We start from the raw sequence: 19,479 nt of genomic DNA on the forward strand, positions 1-19,479 counted from the left end.
ATGCAGATGACCAACCGTGACCGCCTCGCGATCATGACCGCTCGCGCGAACCAGCGACAGGCCGGACGTTTGACGCTCCGCGAACTCGGCGCGAGCAACGTCAAGACGAAGCGTGAGCGCCTGGCCGCAGAGCACCGGGCCCGCGCGGCGGCGGACGCCCGGCGTGCCACCCCGGCCTACGCCGAGCCCGTGACCGCCCCGGACGTGCCGCTGACCTTCAAGGCCGACCGGCCGCAGCGGCGGCGCGTGGTGCGCGCGGCGACCACCACCGCACCGGTCAAGCCCAAGCCCACCGCCCTGAAGCACACGCCGATCAAGGCGGCCGAACTCGCGGCGGACATCACGGCCGTCACACGCAAGCACCTGGCCGACGGCGACCTGTCCGCCGAGTGGTTCCCGGTCGGCATCATCGACCGGCCCGACGGCACCACGGTCGACGTCTACGCCCGCAAGCACGGCACGTCGGTCCGCTACTCCACCGCCGCGTAATCCACCACGAAATTCATAGGGCCCTGGCGATTCGGCCGGGGCCCTTTTCCATGCCCTGGGAGGCATAGATGACCATGGCGCAACTTCGTCGCGGTGCGGCACGGCGCGTGTGGCGACGGGATGACCGCGCATGGGTCCGGCAGGTGCGGCGCGTGCCGGGGGACGTGCGGGCGGTCCGGGACTCGCTCGTCAACGGCACCCACCTGTACCCGAAGGCCGGTTGCCGGGCCGCGCTCGCCCGGATGCACGGCGAGCGCCGGGCCCTGCGGCAGTCGGTCCAGGACACCGCGCAGTGCCTCGGCGGAATTCGGGTGACGTCGTGAAGCGGCGGCGCGGCTACAAGGTGGTCTGGTCCGACGGCACGGAGTGGCTCGGGGACTGCCCGAACTGGGCGGCGATGGCCGCGCGGTGGGGGCATCGTGTCGTGCCCATCGTCATCTACGGACGCGGCATGTGGCGCACCTGCGGCTGCCACTGATCAACTCGCCCCGCCCGGCCTGTCCGGGTCGTGGTTCGTGGCTGGTTCGAATCCAGCTCGGGGCGCTGGTGGCTCCCAACTCGGGGACGCCACCGCAACGGCCGGCGTGGGCAGTCTGGCCCTCGCCTGCAATCGGACTCTCCCGTACCTGTGCGCTCGACTCGCGGGTGCACGGCGGAAGTTCCTGTCAATGCGCATCGCTGACGGAGTCCCGCGTCCGGCCGTTAACCCATTCGTGTGAGAGGGGCTTATTTCGCCATGGTCGCGTGCACCACCCTGACTCTTGCAGTGCAGGTTCCGGACCAGCCGGACCGGCTGAACCTGCTCTTCCCGTTGTACGGCAAGACGCGCCGAGGACGTAAGCGCGCGGATTTCACCCGCGCCGCGAAGTCGGCCATTCGGATGATCGAACCGAAAGAGGAGAACTGAGCATGCGCCTTTTCAATCGGAGCCTTTTCCAGGGTGTCAGCGGCCTGGAGGTCGACGGCCTGGAGGTGCGCGAGCGTGAGACCGACCAGCCGACGGCGGCCGACTTCCGGCCGGAGCATCGGGCGGCGGTCATGACCCTGGAGGACCGGGCCCGGGTCAAGCCGTCTCGCTTCACCGACCAGATCACGCAGCGCAACGGCGACATCGTGGCGATGCCGAACCTGATGAGTCCGTTGTGGTTCCGACCGGGGGTCGACCCGAGGCAGTGGACGCGGGGCGCGTTGGTGCGTGAGGCGATGACCGTGCCGAGCGAGCTGCGGTTCGTCATCGAGACGCTCCAGGAGGCGCTCGACAACCACGAGAGGGGCCACCTGACGGCCGTCTCCCTGGACTCGGCGATCAAGTCGATCCATGACGTCCAGGCCATGCTCACCGGCGACATGCCGGAGACGGCCGGCGAGGAGTCGGCCGCCTGATCAAGCCGCTGGCGGGGAGGGACACAGCAGCAACGGGGCCTCACGCACCCGCGTCGGGGCCCTTTCGTATGCCCGAAATTCAGCAGTGAAAGGGGGCACGGATATGCCCGACACCGTGACCATCGAATCGATACTCCCGGAAATGCCCGCCATTGCGGACCTCTTCGAGGCGATGGTGTGGGCCGATGAGGAGATCGAGCAGGCGATGCGCCGCCACGACGAGCCCATGCCGGAGACCGGCAAGAAGGGTACGGGCCCGATCTGGAACAGCTTCCGCCTGCTCAAGAACTACGGCAACGAGAGGCTGCTCCTCGAACCGCTCTACCGGGCCCACTGCCGGGAGATCTTGAAGCGCGTGGTCAATGGGGCCGACACCCGGCCCGGCACGGACGCGGAGATGCTCACCGTCCTCTACAAGGCGAGCTTGGTCGCGCCGATGACGTCCGCCGCCGCGTGCCTCTACCTGCGGCTCATGGCCCGATCGGTGCCCCAGCTCGCCACGGCCGCGCTGCCGCTCGACCTGGCGTCGTACGAGAAGGTCCACGGCCGTCAGGCCGACGTGTACGAGGCCGACATGCGCCACAAGCTCCGGCAGGACGACCGCAAGAACTAGCCGCCGACGATACGAATCAGGAAGGCAGCCCATGGATTTCGGCGTACTCCTGCACCACCTCTACCCCCGACCGGGCAGCGCCCCGACGGAGCCCCTCACCGGTGAGGAGGCGAACATCCGCATCCGGGGCCTGGTCGTCAACAGCATGGCCGACGAGCTGTGGACGTACGAGGTGCCCGACCGGAAGGGCAACCCCCTGCGGATCGTGGCCCGAACCCAGCTCAGCGGCAAGCACCAGTTGCACGGGCCGCGCGTGGTGTGGGAGATCTACGAACAGGCCGTGACCGGCAAGCCGGTACACGAGCTGGACTGGCTGGAGCGCGGTGAGTACCAGACGCCGAAGCCCACCCATCAGCCGGTCAAGGTCGGCGACCAGGTCTCGGCGATGCCGGACGGCTACAGCCTCGGCACGGCCGAGGTGCTGTCGATCGAGTGGAAGCGCCGCCCGATGCAGGCGCACCACCAGCTCCCGCCCCTGTGGACGTGGGAGTGGCGAGTCGAGGTCAAGTTCCCTGACGGCTGGACGCGCGAGGGCCGCTGGCATTCCGACTGGATCTCCCGGGCGTAAGCGACCGGTACGACAACTGAACCAAGCAGGTGAAAGGGAGCCTCGGTCCACGCGTGTGGTGCCGGTCGGCTCCCTTTCTGCTGCGCATGCTGAATTTAAAAGCCCATCCATCGAATGGGCTAAGGGAGGTAGTGGAATGGCCAAGGTTCGTGGTGCCCGCCGAAAGCAGTTGGCGGAGGCGGTGAGGAAACAGCGTCAGGCCACCGAGGAGTTCGTAAAGGTCTGGGCCGCGACGTTCCCAGTTCTCCCCAAGGAGTACGGATGCGGCCTCGACTGCACGGAGGCCGAGGCCGCCGAGAAGCTGCTGCGGACGTTCGGCTACCACGAGCCGGCCGACCTCCTCCGCGACGAGCACATCCCGTACGACGAGGAGTGCCACGACCGCCACCACATCCCGTGCGAGAACTGCGAGCCGGAATCCGGGACGGGCTGACCCGCCGCGACATGCGCGGCCAGGAAATCGAAACGCGGATGCCGCCCCCACCGGCGGTATCTCGCCCGCGTCCACACGCATTGAGAATGGGAGGGGATTTCGAAATGGACAACAACGCTTCGAAGCAACCCGAGGAGTACCAGCTTTCGAGCCGCGCGCACCTGGTGCTGGAATGCGCCGACCGGGGATGGGTGATGCACCTGGACGGGGTGACGAGCTGGCGCGTCAGTCCGGGCAGGGGAAACGGCCTTCGGATCAACGTGAGCAGCGCGACGGGCCAGAAGCTGGTGCGTGACGGGCTCCTGGAACTCACCTCCGGGGTCGCGTGCCGCCTGACCAAGTTCGGTCGGGACGTGCTGCGCCTGCGACGTCACGCGGGGTGGGAGCTGGAATCCGGAGTCGGGCACAAGCCCCGCCTCAAGCCGCCGGCCGACCAGCCCGCCCAGAAGCCGGACGACGAGGGGCCGGCCGCGCTCCGCAAGCTGCTGACGCTGGAGCGCCGCGCATGACCTACACCGTCGTCATCCTTCACCCGTGCTGCGCGAAGACGGCCCCCGGCTACGTGCCGCCGCCCAAGCCCTTCTACGTCCGCACGCCCGGCGCCTGGTCGGGGGAGAAGTGCCAGCACAAGCACAAGCTGGTGCTCACCGTGACCGAGCACGAGACCCGGGAGGCGGCCGAGCCCGAGTACGCGCAGACGCTCGGCTGGGACAGCCTGACCGGCTACCTCTTCGAGGGCACCATGCCGCCGGAAGGCGAACGCTTCCGCATCATGCGCGTCGGCGGAACGCTGGTACGTGGCCACACCCACGGCCCGCCCGGTCTCCTGGTCTTCCCGACGGTCGAAAAGGCCGTGGAGTGGGCCGAGAAGAAGGACCGGATCAGCCTGTACAACGTGGTCGGCGACCAGGACACGGTGATCCGCCACTCGTCGTACCGCATGCGGGTCGGCCGGGAGATCGAGCCCGGTGAACCGACCTGAGCCGACCGGCTCTCTCTGGTTCTTCATGCTCCAGCGATACGTACCGCCTGCCGCGAATTCGCCGCCGAAATGGGCTGACACCGCGACGCGGTACGTCGAACTCAAGCCCCGCCGGAAATCAGGCGAACCCGATCCGGTTGCCGCGTGGGCAGTGCGCCACCTGAAAGGCTGCCGCGACGGCCCACACCGCGTCGTGGTCAAGGAATTCAACGGTCGCACGTACGTGGGCCGATTCGTGGTGCACATCGACGGCACCCGCACACCAATCGGCGACTGAGCTACCGAGGGCCAAGGACGCGGCAGCAACTCGCGGTCGCGTCCTGGGCCCTCGAATGTCAGCAGCTATTAGGGAGGGAAATTGCAGCAGCAGCGAATTGACCTGGAGATCGGCGACCGGGTGCACCTGGAAATGCCCTACTCCGAGGTGTGCGTGCACATGCGGATCGCGGGCCTGGTCTTCGAGGTCGAGGTCAGGGAGCGCGGTGCCCAGCTCTACAAGGACGGCGACCCGTACTCCTCGCCGATCACGTGGGGCGAGGCCGGGATCTACACCGACTCGACCACGAGCAAGCCGTACACCTACAACGCCGAAAGGATCGGTGCCTGACATGGCGCGAATCACCGAGCTGGGCCTGGACGACAGTCTCCCCGGAGCGCAGTACGCCCGGGAGATGCAGAAGCAGCTCAACACGGCCGGAGTCGAGCCGGGCTACCACCTGTTCCAGCGGCTGCCCTCGTACGAGGGCTACGCCGGGATGTGCGCCTGCGGGTTCGAGACGCCGGAGGACTCGTACGACTCGATGGGCCCGCTGACCAAGGCGATCATGCAGCACCTGGAGCGCGACGTCTTCCCGGCGGTCGACGAGGCCCTGCTGATCAAGGAGGCCAAGTTCTTCCGGATCGGGAAGCTGATCGGCTACCACCGGCTGATCGAGACCACCGAGGAGCACGGCACCCGGCACGTGGGGTGGCTCGTCGCCGGGGTCGAGGGCACCATCCGCGTCCGCCCCGACGGCTACGGCCGCCTCCAGGGCCGCTGGTTCGCCTTCTCGACCGACACCCAGGAGAGCTGAACATGACCGCGTACACCCCGGGCTTCCCCACCGACTTCAACCTGCACGACCGGCAGCTCACCGTGGAAAAGACGGATCGCCTGCTGCCCGAACTCCCGGCCGTGGACATGACCCCCACGTACGCGGCTCGCGTGGTGGAGTCCACGCTGCTCCGTATCCCGTTCCCGCCCACCATCATCTCCGTTGGCACGGACAGGCAGACCCTCGTGGCCCGCTACGGATGGGCGCACCTGGCGGCGCTGCGCGAGTTCCGGCGCGAGGGCTCCGGCCTCCGCCTGACCGGAGCCGAGTTCGCGCTGCCGAGCGCGTGGGAGAACGCCACCTTCACCGACCTGCCCGGCAACGCACGGCTGCGCATCCTGGAAGCCGAGGTGCGCTGCTACCAGGTGCGCCCCGGTCTCCCGGACGCCCTGGTCGAGAGCCTGGGCCGGCGGATGAGCGGCTGGTCGGGTGATGTCGCATGAGCATGGAGACCGCCCCCACCAAGCCGCGTCCCCGCTGGTTCACGAACCGCAACCCGCATACCCCCGGAGCCCTGCTCAAGCAGGGCGGCGTACAGGTCGGCCGGGTGCTCCGCTCCGACTTCGCCGGTGTCCTCTTCTCCTGCTTCGTCGGCACGGGCAACGACGAGCGGTTCCTGGGCTGCGCGACGTCCTTGACGGCCGCGAAGAAGAGGGTCACCGACGCGCTCCCGAAGGAGAACTGACATGGAAATGACCGACGTCGCAGCGGGCCTTCTGCTCCTGCACCCGGCCGAGATCAAGGCCGGAATGCGCCTGGGGCGCTGGGTGGACAAGCCGATCGGACCCGGCGGCACGATGAAGAGCTGCGTGGAACTCACCCCTGTGTGGGACATCGGCGTCAACTCCACGAGTGGCGGTGGCGGCGGCCTCCGTTACTTCTTCCGCCTCATGACCGGCGAGCTGCGCACCGCGCAGTCCAACGACCGGCTGTACGCGGACCCGGAGATCATCGCGGAGAACCGGCCGCCGCACGAGGGCACGTGGATCACGCACGAGCCGTTCGGCTTCCACGACCGCACGCCCGGCGTGACGACCGACCGGGAGTGGTACTCGCACAGCCGCCTGGTCCAGCAGCACACGGCGGACGACGGCCGGGTCTACCGGCTCCTGCGAGGCCAGCACGGCGACATGCGGATCTGCCGCTGGGACCAGGGCCGGAAGTGGTTCGGCCCGGCCCGCTTCAGCATCGAAGCCGCCTTCGACCAGATCGAGGCCATCGAGGAGGGACGCGGATGGTGACCTTGGACTCGACGCCGGCCGGCACGGACGCCGCCGTAACGTCCCCCACGAACGCCTGTGTACTGCTGGGCCTCGCGAACCCCACCAGGTCGACGCCCACGCGCATGGGCGTGATGAACGGCCTCAACCTCCTGTCGACGTACGACGCCTGGCGCTCCAGCTCGGACTGGGTGGTCGACTGGCAGACGTACCGCGACCACGTGCGGGTTGCCGTCCAGAGCACCCACAGCAGCCTGCGTAGCGTCCTGCGCGTCCCGCGCGGGGTGGCCCTGCTCCTGGACGGCCGATACAAGATCTCCCGCACCTGGGTCGGTGAGCCCGAGCAGCGGTGGGCCGCCTGGTGGTGCGACACGTTCATCGGCCATTACGCGACCGACATCGAGGCCGCTGAAGCCCTCTACCTCTACCGGCGAGACGTCCAGAAGCTCGCCGGCTGAAGACCTGCCCGGCCGGTGAACGGTGCCACCGGACATCCCCCACACGCGGCGGGTTCGAGCCCCGCCCCGGGCACTCAGTCCCACCCCATCCCCTTCGGAAGGAGCCCGATGCCCTCCCCCAACATCCGCACGATCACCGAGAACACCCTCACCCCGACTACCGGCACGCACCTGTTGCCCTGCGGCTGCGAGATCTACGTCTACGCCCCCGCCGGAAGCTACGCCGCGATCCACTTCGACTCCGGGTGGGTCTCGACCAAGTGCCTGGAGCTCCGCGCCCTGTGGGCCGCGTACCAGCGCACGTGGGACGGGGGCACCAGCTTCGACCCGCAGGGCTGGCACTCGCTGACCGCGTACCTGAAGTGCCTCCGGCACGTCGGCGCATGGGCCGGCCGCATCGCCACCGTCGAGAAGAACCGGCGCCAGTACCCCAACCCCTACGACAGGCGCGACTACGTGGCGGCCGTCAGCCTGATCAAGGAGCAGCCCCGTGCCGACATCGCTGCCTGAAATCTGGATCACCCCGGTCGCCCACGTGAACCGGACGGAGTTCGAGGACGAGGTGCTCGCGCTGCTGGACTCCGGCGCGCGGCGCCTCTACGACGTCGCGGTCATCGCCGAGCGCACCGACCGTGACGCGTCGAACCCGCTGCACTGGACGACGCTCGACTCCGGCGTGAACTACCTCGGGGCGCCCGGGTGCAAGGGCCTCTACCCGAACCCGCAGATGATCCCCGACCCGTACCTGACCTACTACGCACAGGACATGTGGGCGTACGCGGTCGGGCACCGGATCGGCGACGTCGTCCAGCACGACGGCCAGGGCATGGGCGTCGTCGCCCTGCTCCTGGTCGACGGCTGGGACGACGAGAGCGGCTACCACTCCGGGTGGCTGATCTGCCGCCACCTGAACGGCACCCCCGGCCTGGTCGGCGTCCGTGTCGAATCCGCCCGCCCGCTTCTCGCGCTCACCAGCGGACACAGCAGCAACTCGCCCACCCAGCAGGAGGACACCCCATGAATCACTCGATCGCGCACCCGTGGACCATCGTCACCCAGCGACGCCAGGAGGTGTCGCCCGGCCACATGCAGGGCGTGTTCCTCGCCACGAACGGACCCCACTGGGTCGCGGGCCGCCAGTTCGACGGACCGAAGGGATCGACCGGTTTCTCCGAGACCGGCGAGTGGTGGCAGGGCAGCTACTTCGACCTGGACGACCCGACGGAGAACATGATCGCCGCCCTGGAGGCGTACCCGAAGCGCGCCGAGAAGGCCGACGTCTGGCACCGGCTGTTCGAACAGCAGGCGGCCGAGACGCTGTGCCGGTTCCTCGCCGGCCCCGAGGAGCCCGGCCGGCCCAAGCTCGTGGCCGGCTGGAAGCAGACCGAGGTGCTGTCCGGCATCCCGGTGACCAGCAGCACGATCGAGCTGCCGTTCCACGACGCGAAGTACAAGCTGCTGTGGTTCCTCCTCTGGTCCACGCGACGCAACGCCATGGCGCACCTCACCAAGGGCATCACGCTCAGCCGTCACGAGGCCGTCACCACGGCCCGCGACGCGACCGGCCCGGTCCGGTTCGAGATGGGCTACAACACCTACTGGCTCGCGGCCGACGAGTGACCCGCACCGTCTACGTCGGCCCCGACTGGCCCGACGGCGGACACGAGCCCGAAGCGTGCTGCCACTTCCGGTGCGCCAACGCGGACTGCCCCAGTCACTACGACGACCACCCGTGCACCCGCAAGTACCGGGTGCCCGGGGGCTTCATCTGCGAGCTGTGCGCCGAATCCCACGACGCCGAGGCATCGGCCGAGGACTCCGCCGCAACTCCCGCCACACACAACGGCCCTTCCTCCTAGGAGTGTCATGCGCTGTTCCACTGTTCGATCCACCCTCGTCCCCGGCGACGATCCGTGCCAGGGCACCGCGACGCACATGCTGCTCGGTTCCATCCGTGAGGAGGAGACCCGGGAGCCGTTCAGCGACCCTGTGTGCGAGCCCTGCGGTGAGTCCTTCGTACGGCGGCCGGCGCTTCGGGCCCGCATCGTTCCGCTTCACGTCCACACCCCGACCCCGGCCTTCATCGACATCGTCGAGGGCCACCGCCTGGTCGAGGACGCGGAGCACGGCGCGCGGTGCTACGACTGCGGCGCCACGGGCCACGTCTCGGTCTTCCGGTTCTCGATGCTGTGCGGCTGCCCGGCGCGGCCCGAGTCCATCGACCACCTCTACCTGACCCGCGAAGAGATCGGCGACGGCGACCGGGAGACGTACAAGGCGGTCGCCCTGAAGTGGTACGACTACGCCGTCAACGACATCGGGCTGCACATCGAGGACTGGCGCCTCGTGAAGAGCCCCCACGCCGGCTGCGTGGCCACCTTCACCTTCCGTGACCGCGAGTACCTGCTGCGGTACACCTCGACCGCGCACATCTGGGCCGAGAAAGCGCCGAACCGGGGCCGGCTGCGCCCGGACGAGATCAACCCCGAGCACCGCGACGACTACAAGCAGGTCGTCTTCCACTTCGACAACATGACCAACCAGTACGGGTCCACGTACTTCTGCACGTACACCCCCGGCCACGAAGACGTCGTCCTCCACGCCCCCGAGGGCGCCATCGCCGCCGTGCTGCGCATCACCGGCCTGAACGACCCCGCCTCCACGCATCTGGCCCAGGTCACCGACGCGGTGTGCGACGCGTTCGGCGCCCTCAGCGACATCACCTTCAAGACCACCATCTACGGAGAGTGACCATGCCCACGCCCAAGTTCACCTACCTCTCGACCAATCCGCCCGGTGAGGAGCCGACGCGTTTCGACGTCTTCAACAAGGGGGTGGCGGACTTCGACGACGCCTACCTCGGCAAGGTCTACCTGACCGCCGGTGGCGAGTGGGTGGCCGACTGGAGCAAGCGCAACGATGCCCCCGCCATCGCAATGCCCGGCTTCGGGTCCAAGCAGAGCGCGGCTGAGGCTCTGTACTGGTTCGCCCCGCCGGCCCAGTCCTTCCGCAGCCGGCCGGCCGGCAAGCAGCTCGGGGGAGTCGACGAGCGCAAGATCGATATGTCGCAGTGTGGCTGCTGCGTCAGCAACGGCTGCGAGTGCGAGGGACTCGACCGCATCTCCGAGCGGTTCGGCACGACCCAGTCCTACGAGGTCAGCCCGTCGATCATCCCCGAGACCGGCGTGCTCGTGTCCCTGATGCCGCTGAAGGACAGCCACGACTTCCTCGTGGACCTCAACACCCGTGGTCTCGGCACCGGCATCGGCTACCTCCAGCGCCGCGACGACGGGCGGTACGACGTTCGCGTGGGCCACAAGTCGCTCGGCATCGCGGCCACCCCGGAGGTCGGCATGTGGGCGTGCTTCCGCGCCCACACCGCCACCAAGAGCTACACGCGGCTCCTGGAGCACTTCGAGCCGTACCAGGGCGCGCCGACCGACACCGAGTAACCGCCCCACCCAAAACTGAATAGGCCGGAATACGGCCGGGCCCCGTGAACGAGATCTTTGCCCGGTTCGATTCCGGGACGGGGTACGCAAGGACGCCGCAGAAACACAGCCGCTGACCGAGGAATCGAATGCTTCTTCCGCCGCCCCCGCGCGTAATTCACCCGCGCTACTCCATCCACACCTTCTTCCACGAGAACCACGTCCCGCGCGCACTCGCCATCCGCGACGACAACCGAGGCACGTACGAACGCAACTTCGAGCCCGACACGCGGCAGGCCACGCTGGAGGCCGCCATCGCCGAGCTGGAGCGCACGCGCCGGCCGGCCACCGTGATCTACATGACCGAGCGCCGCGTCCGGGCTGGCCACCTCGCACCGGGGCCGGCCGTGGCCCACGGAGACATCGTCGACCAGGACCCCTACCAGCGCACCGTCCTCGACCTGGGACGCAACCTGGTCGTCATTCCGGCCGACCGGCACGTGCGCACCATCTGGGGGTCCACCGTCAGCAGGGATCGCGGCGAGGTCCACGGCGGGTGGCCGGGCCCCATCGTGCACGACGTCGTCGATGTCGAGGGGTGGACCGAGGAGCGTCACCGCGAGCTGTTCTACGCGGTCCACAACGGCGCGTGCGAGACGTGGTTCGCCGACTTCGCCCGCGCCTACGGCCTCGCCGGGAAGCACTGGCAGTGGGACGAGTTCGTGCAGAAGGAGCGTCCGGTCCGGCCGGTAAACGCCAACGGCAACGCGCACTGGCTCCTGAAGAACTGGAACCGCGAGCACCCCGAGACCGCACTCCGCCTCTTCTCCGGAAAGTGGGAACCAACATGGAACTGATCAAGACGAACGACGCCATGGCCCTTGCCGACCCCAACGGATGGGTCATGTACGGCGGCCTGAACCGTCTGAAGAAGCCGAAGCCCGGGATCAAGGCCAAGCCGGTCCACACCGGCCACGGCCGCGTCGAGTGGTACGACGAGCAGGGCGGCATCTTCCACGTGAACAAGACTGGCACCACGGTCTGGGCCGCCCCGGTCGACGGCTCGAACAAGCAGACCGAGCCGGCCACGAAGCCGCTGCCCGCCGACCAGCCGGCAACGACCGAGCCGTCTCCGCCGGCCGAGGACGACGAGACCGACACGGTGCGCACCCGCTACCGCGTCACCTGGACGCGGAAGGGCACGGACAAGTCCCGCACCGCCGAGTGCCGTGTCAGCGACGCCGACATGGCCCGCCCCAGCGACCCGGCGGAGCGCGACGAGCTGCTGCGCAGGATGATCGGGCTCCGCTTCCTGCCGCCTGGTGAGACGGCGCCGGAGAACGTCGTCCTGGAGGACGTTGTCCCGCTGTGCAACTGCACGCTCGACCTCGACCCGACGAGCTGCACGTACGCCACGCATAGTGGCAAGCGCTTCTACCTCATGATGTCCACGAGCCGCAGCGGCTACGAGTCGATCATCGACCGACAGGACGGCGAGATCCTCGGCACGGTGCGCAACACCCTCAGCGTCGACTTTCTGACGCTCGTGCGGAACCGGTACAGCCACCAGTGAGCGGAGAAACGATCCCGCGCCCGCTGTCCGTCACCCCGTTCGTTCCGCCGGAAGGCTGGACGATGCACAAGGTACACGCCTTCGAGACCCGCCTCAGCGTCTGCGCTCAGGAAGCCCGCCGGATGCCGAAGGACGCGGTCTACCTCCTGCCCGCGATCGAGAGGCTCTCTCGGTGGGCACGCGAGCTGCCGGCGCTCACGGAGTACAGCCTGATGTCCATCGAGCGCATCACCGGCGTCATCGACGACGTGTACTTCCAGCAGTACGCCTCGGAACTCAAGCCCGAGCCGTGGGGAATCCTCACCTCGGACACAGCGCACTACCCCTGGAACCAGAACTAAGGACGCATCAGCAATTCCGGCGGCTCACCCACATGGGGGGGGCCGCCTTTTTCATGCCTGAAAGGGGCAGCACAGTGGAGAACATCAACTACGAGGGCCGTCTGGTCCAGCAGGGCGAGACGTTCGAGCCCTTGGCGGAGTACCTGGTGACGTTCGTCCGAGTCGAGGGCGATCGGCTGGTCATGTGCGACGCCACCGGCGAGTTCTCCCGGCCGATCATCCGGGACGTCGAGCCCACCCCGGCCCGCCGCCCCGTCCTGGGGGAGCGCCGCATGGTCATCGAGCAGATCCCCGACGCCCGCCCGATCGAGGGCGAGACGATCTACGAGGTGACGCACCAGATGTGCGTGCCGGGCGGCTGGAAGCCGATCAAGCGGACCCGCCTCCGAGCGCCGCTGTACATCGAGGGCGTCTACCGCAACCCCCAGGACATCAAGGACGACCGGCTGCGCAAGGTGGCCGCGAAGCTGTGGGCCACGGCCGACGAGATCGTGAAGAAGCACCCGATCCACGAGTTGCTGCGCCTCGCGCAGGTCGTGGGCCTCCAGGAGGACACCGGCCAGGTTGGCGGGTGGGACGACCCCGGCGTGGCCATGCGGATGGTCGAGCTGCTGGAAGCCGTCGGAGTCCGCTGAACAAGAAAATGCGCCCGGCGCATAAACAATCCCGTCACTCGAATGGGTGACCGGACCGATTGTGGCGGCGCTCGTTGAAACAAGAGTGCCGCCGCACCGACCACGATTACGAGGAGTGAAACGCATGGCCATCGTCCGAGAAGGTCACCTCCGGTGCCCCGGCTGCGCCGAGTACGTCATCGAGGCCGACCCCGAGCAGTACCCCGACGGCGTCGACCACCACACCCCCGGCGCCGACGACTCCGCGACGAAGTGCTCCGAGTGCATCGCGGAGGAGGACGCCTGCGACTGCGAGGACGAGTGCACCTGCGAGGAGGAGTTCGGAACCGAGCGCCTGCGCCTGCTGACCGAGGAGCGGAAGGCCGGCTCGGTGTTCTGGCACGGCGGCGGCACCGTCGAGCTGATCGACCGGTTCACCCACCAGACCCTGGCCACCGGCCCCGGATTCGAGCCCTTCACCCGCACGCTCATCGGTCGCCGCACCCGCGACGAAGTCACCGTCGTCGCCCTGCCGTGGAACCCGGACACGGCAGAAATCACGCAGCTCGTCGAGATCCGCCGAGCGGACGGAACCACCGCGCGCTGCTACCCCTCCCGCGTCGGCCTCGCCCTGCGCTACTCCAACGGCCACATCTACGACTTCACTGAGTCCTACTGGACCCCCTACGACGCGAAGACCGGCCGCGAACTCATGCCCGGCCGTGACGTCGTCTACGACCGCAAGCGCGACAACCGGCCCGCCACCGTCCTGGTCATGTCCTCCGTCGGCCACTTCCAGGTCCGCTACGAGGACGACGAAGACCTCACCCACTACCTCGGCGGGTGCCGCCTCGACCCGGCCGACTACGGCGTGGTCACCAAGCAGTGGACCGTCGACATCGAGCTGGGCCGCGCCCGCTGACCCGGCCGTTTCCGTGGCGCCCCCTCGGGGGCGTTGCGGTCCCTGCCGAGCCTTCTTCCGGCGCCACCTCACACCACCTGGAGGACCACCGTGCACTGCACCAACTTCGACCACTCCGGCGACGAACTGGGCGAGTGCGGCAACGAGGATTTCGATCTCGTCGCATCCGCGATGCTCACCGTCGACCTGTCCGGCAGCCCTGAGGACCACGCGGTCGACCTGGACGCCTTCAGCCACGAGAACCTTCGCCTGGCCTGCAAGAAGTGCGGCGCCGAGGTCGAGGACTCCATCGAGATCGACAAGGCGGTCACCGTCCTGATGATCAAGCTGCACAAGCGGCTCGGCGCCCACCTGCCGCTGCTCGACAGCTACGGCTTCGAGGACGGCACCACCATCGACCCGAAGGAAATCACCGCATGAGCACCGCGACCGCCCCCGCCGCGCCCGCCTTCGGGCGGCTGGCCGACCTCACCCCCCAGCAGCACAGCGCCCTGACCGGCACCATGATCACCGTCTTCCACGGACGCGCGGCCACCACGGGCCTGCTGCTCCACGTCCTCGACGGCGTCGTGTACCTCTTCCGCCCCGACCAGGTCGAGCACGTCACCTACCCGGTGCTGCCCGGCACCCGCTACGAGATCGCTCCGGGCACGCCGGCGCGGCCGGCCCTCGCGAACGCCCTCACCCTGGAGCGCGCCTGGGAGAAGGAGCGGGAGGCGCTCCTCGGCGCGGATGGCGAGCGGCGGGACGGCGTCACTCAGTACGAGTACGACGAGGCGCTCAGCACCTACGAGGCGAGCCTGCCGGACGTCTTCTCGCACCTGCTCACCGAGGCTGCCGTCGCCGCATTTCAACCCCCCGCCCTCTACGTGAAGGAGAACCAGAAGTGAGCACCCATCCCCCCGTCTTCCACTTCCAGGGGAAGACGTTCCCCACGGCCGCCGTCGGTGACGTCGAGCACCACGGCTTCCGGCACATGGTGGCCTGGACCATGGACATCGCCGGAGTCAGCCGCGCCTACGTCCTGCGCTCCTGCGCCGAGGCCGCGAGCGCCAAGGCCCCCATCGACGCGCTCTACCAGATCCCCGCGACGGACCCCATGCGGCCGAACGAGTGGTTCACGATGCGGGAGTACCGCACCATGGCCCCCGACACCGCCGCCGAGCTGGACGAGTTCGTGAACGCCCTGGGGACGCACGAGAAGGAGCTGGCGGCGTACCAGGCGACCCAGCCCAAGATCCCCACCCACGAGTACACCCTGACCGTCCCCGCCGGTGCCCAGCTCACCGTCAACGCCGTCTCCTGGGAGGCCGTCTGCGACTCCCTCCGGAGCGCCGGAGTGCAGACCGGACAGCCGGTGCGGGTCCTCTTCCCGAACCTCCCGGGCAAGGTGTCCCTCGCCCTCGACCTCACGAACGTCCGCCTGGTCTCCACCGACGACCCGGCCCACCTCCAGCCCCCTGCGTCCCGCAGGACGGCGCTTCCCCACTGATCCGCTCGACCTCCCGGAAAGGGCCCGGCGCCCGCGTGCTCCTGACGCGATGCCGGGCCCTTCCGCATTCCCCCAAGCGTGTCGTACCTCTTTGGAAGGATGACCCCATGAACAACGAGACCCCCGATTCCGCCCAGCCCGAGCAGCCCGAAGGCGAGACGCTGTCCGTCAAGCTGTGGCCGGACATGGACCCGCGCTACCCGCTGAGCTACCTGCCCATCGCCCTCCACCTGGGCATCCCCGTCTGGTACGCCCAGGACGCTGAGGAGAACCTGCGCCGGGCCAAGGCGCTGTTCAAGACCTACCGCGAACTGGGCGTCACCCTGCTCACCAAGGGGGATGGCAGCGCCTTTACCGAGGACGACGTCACCCCCGAGCTGATCGCCCAGCACGAGGGGCAGGAGCCCCACCCCGGGATGCACTCCCCGGCCTCGTTCGACGACCACCTGCTCGACATCATCGCCTCCCAGACCGGCAAGCGCCGCGTCTCGTACGTCCACATCCGCAAGCACACCCCGATGCCCGGCCAGCCCACCGACCTCTACCTGGAGATCGACGACAAGACGCACTCGGAGCTGCGCCGCGTCGAGGTACTCCTGGACGGCCGGCACCTGTGGGTCGAGGACAACACGGTCGGCACGGGCGAGACCGACAAGGACGACACCCACTTCCCCGGCCTCACCATCCTCAACGCCCGCCCCGGCCAGACGGCGAAGAAGATCGACGAGGACACGTTCGAGTCGGAGTGGGACGCGGCAAGGGACAACACCTGCAAGTACCTGGAGGGCGGCGACCCGGCGGGCGAGTACGCGGTGCCGTGCGGGAAGGAAGTGGTCGAGGGGGCGGCGTTCTGCACGGGCCATCACGACCTCGCCAGCATCATGTTCCCGCACCTGTTCGAGAACAACTAGCCGCCGAGCAGGGACACCGCAGCAACCCGGGGAAGACAGCCGGCACACGGATGTCACCATGAGCTGGCCGCCTCCACACGGGGTGCGTGCACAGAAGCGGACGGTGTCGATGCCGGGGCTGCTCACGGACTGCTGATGACTTCGCCAGCCCGTCACTCGAACGGGTGACCGCATGAGGGCGGGTTGGAGTGGTTGTCAGCCGAAAGTACCCCGCCCGCCGGGCGGCTTGGTCATCGGCGCAAATGGAAAGGAAGTACGAATTTTGAGTGGGGCGCGCATCAAGATGAACTACGTCGACGCCGACGGAACCCGCCGCACTCTCTACGAATCCGGCGCCGCCAAACTCGCCCACATCGCCGCCGTCAGGGAGCCCGTCGGCCGTTTGCAGACCCCCGAGACCTGGCACGTCAGCGGAATCCGCGACTTCCAGGATCAGGACCTGTGGAGGGTCATCTGGGTGGAGCCCGGGGACGACAGCCGAGAGGGCGGGTGGGTCATCACAGGCCTCACCACCAAAGGCCGCAACCTCCTCGCCGAGTGGAACCGCCGTCACCCGACGAACACTGACTGAACGGAAGACGTCTGATGAGCAAGCTGAAGAACCCCTGGTACACCTTGGTGCGGCACTCCGCTTGGGAGAAGGACGCCACCTTCCGGGATGCCGTCGAGGTCGCTGCCATCGGCACGCACCAGCAGCTCGGCGAGGTCGTCGATGCCGGCGGTCGCGTCTTCACGAGCTACGCGGTGGCCGAGGACGCCGAGGACGAGGTCAGCAAGGACTGCCTCGACCGGGCCCTTTTCCCCGATCAGGTGAACCCCGAGGACGAGATCGTACGGCTGGAATTCCACGACACACTGGCGCTCGACGGGCGACACCTTTACTTGCCGCCTGGCAACAACGCCAGCTTGTAGTACCGGCTCCCGCCAGCCGAACGGCCCAAGGGTGCAGGACCCCGCCCTTGGCGAATCCACCAACGCAAGGGGCGCTCGTTGGGAGCAACACGTCACGGTCTGGCCTGAGTTTGCGCCGGAGGTGTGCGTATGCGCTCGGCGTATGCGCCCCCTGCGCGGTTAAAGTCGCAAAGAGGCCGAAGATCAATGAGTTGGTCATTTGGCTGACGAAAATTGTTCCACCTACCCCATGACTGCTGCCTCACACGCATGGCGGCGTATAGAGTTTCGCCGACCACGTCACACCGCAGTAAACGCATGGAGGAACAGCCATGGCGCAAAAGGTCCAGGTCCTGCTGGTTGACGATCTGGAAGGATGTGAAGCGGAAGAGACCGTCACGTTCGCCCTGGACGGGAAGTTCTACGAGATCGACCTCTGCGACCGCAACGCTCAGCGCCTCCGGGGCATGCTCGAAGAGTTCCGAGCCAAAGCGCGGCCAGCCGGCACCAACAACCTACGCGCCAGGGGAGTGACCGTCCCTCGTGGCCTCCGTAGTACCCGTGGAAGCCAGAGGCTGACCATCAGGGCCGATGACAGCGCTGAGATCCGCGCCTGGGCCGCCCGCTACGACCTCCCGGTCAACGAGCGAGGCCGTGTTTCCGGCAAGGTCCGCGAAGCCTACGAAGCAGCCAGGCGGGGAGATGAGAAGCCCCTCCAGGAGCTGCTCACCACCAACGGACTCGACCCCCACAAGGCTCCCGCCGAGGAAGTAATCTCTCCGGCACCGGAGATTCCTGCGGCTCCCACTGCGAAGGACCGCGCACGCCTCACTGCGAGGCAGGCAGGCAAGCTGAGTAAAGCCCAACTCAACAGGCTCCGATTGGCATATGCCGACGCACGCGGGATCGCTGTCTCGAACGGCCACTCCGATGCAACCTCCTACGAAGCGCTCCGCAACCGGGGGTTGATGCGGAACCTCGAAGACGAAGAAGATCTCTACGAGATCACCGTCGCTGGGCGCCTGTGGTTCGAGGTGCATGGCATCAGCCCCACCGCCTGAGCCCCAGCAGCCCCACAAAAACAACCACCAACAAACCGAAGCCCGCCAGCACGCCGACCGCTGGCGGGCTTTCGCATGCCTGTACGTAAACACCGCACCCAGCCCACTCGTCCCTGCCGGAGGAAACCATGGCCCAGAAGCGCATCGTCATTCTGCTCGATGACCTCATCAACGATGGAAAGACCAAAGCCGCCGAAACCGTCAAGTTCGCACTCGACGGCGTGGAGTACGAGATCGACCTCAACGCGGCCAACGCCGAGGCCCTGCGCACCTGGCTCCGGCCGTACACGCAGGCCGGCCGCGTCATCCGCCGCACCAAGTACGGCAACCGCTACGTCAGCGAGGCCGCCACCCGCCGCAACTCCGCCAAGCAGACCCAGGACCCCAACAGCCCCGCCACCGTCCGGGCGTGGGCCGTCGAACAAGGCCTCATGCCGGCCGGAGGGCGCGGGAAGGTCCCCGCCAAGATCACGGAGGCATACCAAGCCGCCCACAACGGCAGCAGCAACGAGACGGAGGCCGCGCAGCACGGCGAGGAGCCGAAGCCCCGGGAGACCCCCGCGCTCAAGGACCCCGTGACCGAGTTCGCCAACGCCGCCAGCGAAGCCGCCGCCACCCCGGCCGGCAACACCGACGACCACTCCGAAGCCGAGGCCCGCAAGTACTACGTCGACCTGAAAGCGGCCGGCAAGCTCAGCGAGCGCGCCTCGACCGAGGGGTACTGGGAGCGTCGCACCGCCGGCGGCCTGGACCGCACCGACAAGGTCGAGAAGATGACCCTCGCAGAGCGCATGAGCATCCTCACCGACCGCAATCTCACCCTCCTCAACAAGCTCGCCGGCATCCTCGCGCCCGACGGTCCCGGCAAGATCAGCTACCTGAAGTCCTCCGTCGAACGCCTGGAGAACCTTGAAGTGATCGTCGAGGACGCCGACTCCCCGTACGGCTGGTCCATCACCCGCTTCGGCCGCCACGCCATCACCATCGCCAGCCTCGCCTGACA

35 protein-coding genes and 1 pseudogene are annotated in these 19,479 nt (G+C 68.1%); all 36 read left to right on the top strand.

The window, feature by feature from the left end; all coding sequences use genetic code 11:
• The 36 genes and pseudogenes from MDN94_RS12500 to MDN94_RS12675 all read left to right on the top strand — a co-directional run bounded on the left by MDN94_RS12500 (position 1) and on the right by MDN94_RS12675 (position 19,477).
• Entirely contained in the window at positions 1-489 is a 489-nt protein-coding gene (locus MDN94_RS12500) for a hypothetical protein (RefSeq protein WP_482725899.1), read from the top strand.
• A gap of 152 nt (positions 490-641) precedes the next feature.
• The gene (locus MDN94_RS12505; RefSeq protein WP_482725900.1) at positions 642-812 is read left to right on the top strand and encodes a hypothetical protein; all 171 of its coding nucleotides are present in this window, start codon (positions 642-644) and stop codon (positions 810-812) included.
• A complete protein-coding gene (locus MDN94_RS12510; RefSeq protein ID WP_482725901.1) occupies positions 809-967 on the top strand; it encodes a hypothetical protein in 159 nt (52 codons plus the stop codon). Before MDN94_RS12505 ends, MDN94_RS12510 begins: the two co-directional genes overlap by 4 nt.
• Positions 968-1,225: 258 nt before the next feature.
• Entirely contained in the window at positions 1,226-1,396 is a 171-nt protein-coding gene (locus MDN94_RS12515) for a hypothetical protein (RefSeq protein WP_482725902.1), read from the top strand.
• Between the two features lie 2 nt (positions 1,397-1,398).
• A complete protein-coding gene (locus MDN94_RS12520; RefSeq protein WP_482725903.1) occupies positions 1,399-1,872 on the top strand; it encodes a hypothetical protein in 474 nt (157 codons plus the stop codon).
• Positions 1,873-2,014: 142 nt separating this feature from the next.
• Positions 2,015-2,485: a hypothetical protein gene (locus MDN94_RS12525; protein WP_482725904.1), complete on the top strand. Its 471-nt coding sequence runs from the start codon at positions 2,015-2,017 to the stop codon at positions 2,483-2,485.
• A 31-nt stretch (positions 2,486-2,516) separates the two neighbouring features.
• Positions 2,517-3,053, top strand: coding sequence for a hypothetical protein (locus MDN94_RS12530; RefSeq protein ID WP_482725905.1), 537 nt, complete (start codon positions 2,517-2,519; stop codon positions 3,051-3,053).
• Positions 3,054-3,189: 136 nt separating this feature from the next.
• Entirely contained in the window at positions 3,190-3,486 is a 297-nt protein-coding gene (locus MDN94_RS12535) for a hypothetical protein (protein WP_482725906.1), read from the top strand.
• A gap of 104 nt (positions 3,487-3,590) precedes the next feature.
• Positions 3,591-3,995, top strand: a complete 405-nt coding sequence (locus MDN94_RS12540; protein ID WP_482725907.1) for a hypothetical protein — start codon at positions 3,591-3,593, stop codon at positions 3,993-3,995.
• Positions 3,992-4,468 carry a hypothetical protein gene (locus tag MDN94_RS12545; protein WP_482725908.1) on the top strand — a complete coding sequence of 159 codons (477 nt, stop codon included), beginning with the start codon at positions 3,992-3,994 and terminating at the stop codon, positions 4,466-4,468. Before MDN94_RS12540 ends, MDN94_RS12545 begins: the two co-directional genes overlap by 4 nt.
• Complete coding sequence (locus MDN94_RS12550; RefSeq protein WP_482725909.1) at positions 4,455-4,745, top strand: hypothetical protein; 291 nt, start codon at positions 4,455-4,457, stop codon at positions 4,743-4,745. The genes MDN94_RS12545 and MDN94_RS12550 overlap by 14 nt, the downstream gene beginning before the upstream one ends.
• Positions 4,746-4,826: 81 nt before the next feature.
• Positions 4,827-5,075: a hypothetical protein gene (locus MDN94_RS12555; protein WP_482725910.1), complete on the top strand. Its 249-nt coding sequence runs from the start codon at positions 4,827-4,829 to the stop codon at positions 5,073-5,075.
• A gap of 1 nt (position 5,076) precedes the next feature.
• Entirely contained in the window at positions 5,077-5,541 is a 465-nt protein-coding gene (locus MDN94_RS12560; RefSeq protein WP_482725911.1) for a hypothetical protein, read from the top strand.
• Positions 5,542-5,543: 2 nt separating this feature from the next.
• Positions 5,544-6,005, top strand: coding sequence for a hypothetical protein (locus MDN94_RS12565; protein WP_482725912.1), 462 nt, complete (start codon positions 5,544-5,546; stop codon positions 6,003-6,005).
• Positions 6,002-6,247, top strand: a complete 246-nt coding sequence (locus MDN94_RS12570; RefSeq protein WP_482725913.1) for a hypothetical protein — start codon at positions 6,002-6,004, stop codon at positions 6,245-6,247. The genes MDN94_RS12565 and MDN94_RS12570 overlap by 4 nt, the downstream gene beginning before the upstream one ends.
• 1 nt (position 6,248) lies before the next feature.
• Positions 6,249-6,803 carry a hypothetical protein gene (locus tag MDN94_RS12575; protein ID WP_482725914.1) on the top strand — a complete coding sequence of 185 codons (555 nt, stop codon included), beginning with the start codon at positions 6,249-6,251 and terminating at the stop codon, positions 6,801-6,803.
• Positions 6,797-7,240 (top strand): hypothetical protein, encoded by a 444-nt coding sequence (locus tag MDN94_RS12580; protein ID WP_482725915.1) that lies wholly within the window; start codon positions 6,797-6,799, stop codon positions 7,238-7,240. The genes MDN94_RS12575 and MDN94_RS12580 overlap by 7 nt, the downstream gene beginning before the upstream one ends.
• 108 nt (positions 7,241-7,348) lie before the next feature.
• Entirely contained in the window at positions 7,349-7,750 is a 402-nt protein-coding gene (locus MDN94_RS12585) for a hypothetical protein (RefSeq protein WP_482725916.1), read from the top strand.
• Positions 7,731-8,261, top strand: a complete 531-nt coding sequence (locus MDN94_RS12590; RefSeq protein WP_482725917.1) for a hypothetical protein — start codon at positions 7,731-7,733, stop codon at positions 8,259-8,261. Before MDN94_RS12585 ends, MDN94_RS12590 begins: the two co-directional genes overlap by 20 nt.
• Positions 8,258-8,860: a hypothetical protein gene (locus MDN94_RS12595; protein ID WP_482725918.1), complete on the top strand. Its 603-nt coding sequence runs from the start codon at positions 8,258-8,260 to the stop codon at positions 8,858-8,860. The genes MDN94_RS12590 and MDN94_RS12595 overlap by 4 nt, the downstream gene beginning before the upstream one ends.
• Complete coding sequence (locus MDN94_RS12600) at positions 8,857-9,099, top strand: hypothetical protein (protein WP_482725919.1); 243 nt, start codon at positions 8,857-8,859, stop codon at positions 9,097-9,099. Before MDN94_RS12595 ends, MDN94_RS12600 begins: the two co-directional genes overlap by 4 nt.
• Positions 9,100-9,106: 7 nt before the next feature.
• A complete protein-coding gene (locus MDN94_RS12605) occupies positions 9,107-9,991 on the top strand; it encodes a hypothetical protein (RefSeq protein WP_482725920.1) in 885 nt (294 codons plus the stop codon).
• Positions 9,992-9,993: 2 nt separating this feature from the next.
• Positions 9,994-10,692, top strand: a complete 699-nt coding sequence (locus tag MDN94_RS12610; RefSeq protein WP_482725921.1) for a hypothetical protein — start codon at positions 9,994-9,996, stop codon at positions 10,690-10,692.
• A 128-nt stretch (positions 10,693-10,820) separates the two neighbouring features.
• On the top strand, positions 10,821-11,528 hold the full coding sequence (locus MDN94_RS12615; protein WP_482725922.1) for a hypothetical protein: 708 nt from the start codon (positions 10,821-10,823) through the stop codon (positions 11,526-11,528).
• Positions 11,519-12,244: a hypothetical protein gene (locus MDN94_RS12620; RefSeq protein ID WP_482725923.1), complete on the top strand. Its 726-nt coding sequence runs from the start codon at positions 11,519-11,521 to the stop codon at positions 12,242-12,244. The genes MDN94_RS12615 and MDN94_RS12620 overlap by 10 nt, the downstream gene beginning before the upstream one ends.
• Positions 12,245-12,306: 62 nt before the next feature.
• The gene (locus MDN94_RS12625; RefSeq protein ID WP_482725924.1) at positions 12,307-12,585 is read left to right on the top strand and encodes a hypothetical protein; all 279 of its coding nucleotides are present in this window, start codon (positions 12,307-12,309) and stop codon (positions 12,583-12,585) included.
• A 74-nt stretch (positions 12,586-12,659) separates the two neighbouring features.
• On the top strand, positions 12,660-13,220 hold the full coding sequence (locus MDN94_RS12630) for a hypothetical protein (RefSeq protein ID WP_482725925.1): 561 nt from the start codon (positions 12,660-12,662) through the stop codon (positions 13,218-13,220).
• A gap of 124 nt (positions 13,221-13,344) precedes the next feature.
• Positions 13,345-14,121 carry a hypothetical protein gene (locus tag MDN94_RS12635; RefSeq protein WP_482725926.1) on the top strand — a complete coding sequence of 259 codons (777 nt, stop codon included), beginning with the start codon at positions 13,345-13,347 and terminating at the stop codon, positions 14,119-14,121.
• 90 nt (positions 14,122-14,211) lie between these two features.
• Positions 14,212-14,541, top strand: coding sequence for a hypothetical protein (locus MDN94_RS12640; RefSeq protein WP_482725927.1), 330 nt, complete (start codon positions 14,212-14,214; stop codon positions 14,539-14,541).
• Positions 14,538-15,011: a hypothetical protein gene (locus MDN94_RS12645; protein ID WP_482725928.1), complete on the top strand. Its 474-nt coding sequence runs from the start codon at positions 14,538-14,540 to the stop codon at positions 15,009-15,011. Before MDN94_RS12640 ends, MDN94_RS12645 begins: the two co-directional genes overlap by 4 nt.
• Complete coding sequence (locus tag MDN94_RS12650; RefSeq protein WP_482725929.1) at positions 15,008-15,613, top strand: hypothetical protein; 606 nt, start codon at positions 15,008-15,010, stop codon at positions 15,611-15,613. The genes MDN94_RS12645 and MDN94_RS12650 overlap by 4 nt, the downstream gene beginning before the upstream one ends.
• 107 nt (positions 15,614-15,720) lie before the next feature.
• Positions 15,721-16,524, top strand: coding sequence for a DUF6881 domain-containing protein (locus MDN94_RS12655; protein WP_482725930.1), 804 nt, complete (start codon positions 15,721-15,723; stop codon positions 16,522-16,524).
• A gap of 262 nt (positions 16,525-16,786) precedes the next feature.
• Complete coding sequence (locus MDN94_RS12660; protein WP_482725931.1) at positions 16,787-17,095, top strand: hypothetical protein; 309 nt, start codon at positions 16,787-16,789, stop codon at positions 17,093-17,095.
• A 14-nt stretch (positions 17,096-17,109) separates the two neighbouring features.
• Positions 17,110-17,436 (top strand): hypothetical protein, encoded by a 327-nt coding sequence (locus MDN94_RS12665; protein ID WP_482725932.1) that lies wholly within the window; start codon positions 17,110-17,112, stop codon positions 17,434-17,436.
• A gap of 311 nt (positions 17,437-17,747) precedes the next feature.
• Positions 17,748-18,107: pseudogene (locus tag MDN94_RS12670) on the top strand (histone-like nucleoid-structuring protein Lsr2); the annotation flags it as partial.
• A gap of 497 nt (positions 18,108-18,604) precedes the next feature.
• The gene (locus MDN94_RS12675; RefSeq protein WP_482725933.1) at positions 18,605-19,477 is read left to right on the top strand and encodes a histone-like nucleoid-structuring protein Lsr2; all 873 of its coding nucleotides are present in this window, start codon (positions 18,605-18,607) and stop codon (positions 19,475-19,477) included.
• The last annotated feature ends 2 nt before the right edge of the window (positions 19,478-19,479 follow it).

This window comes from Streptomyces sp. WAC00040 (assembly GCF_056835925.1).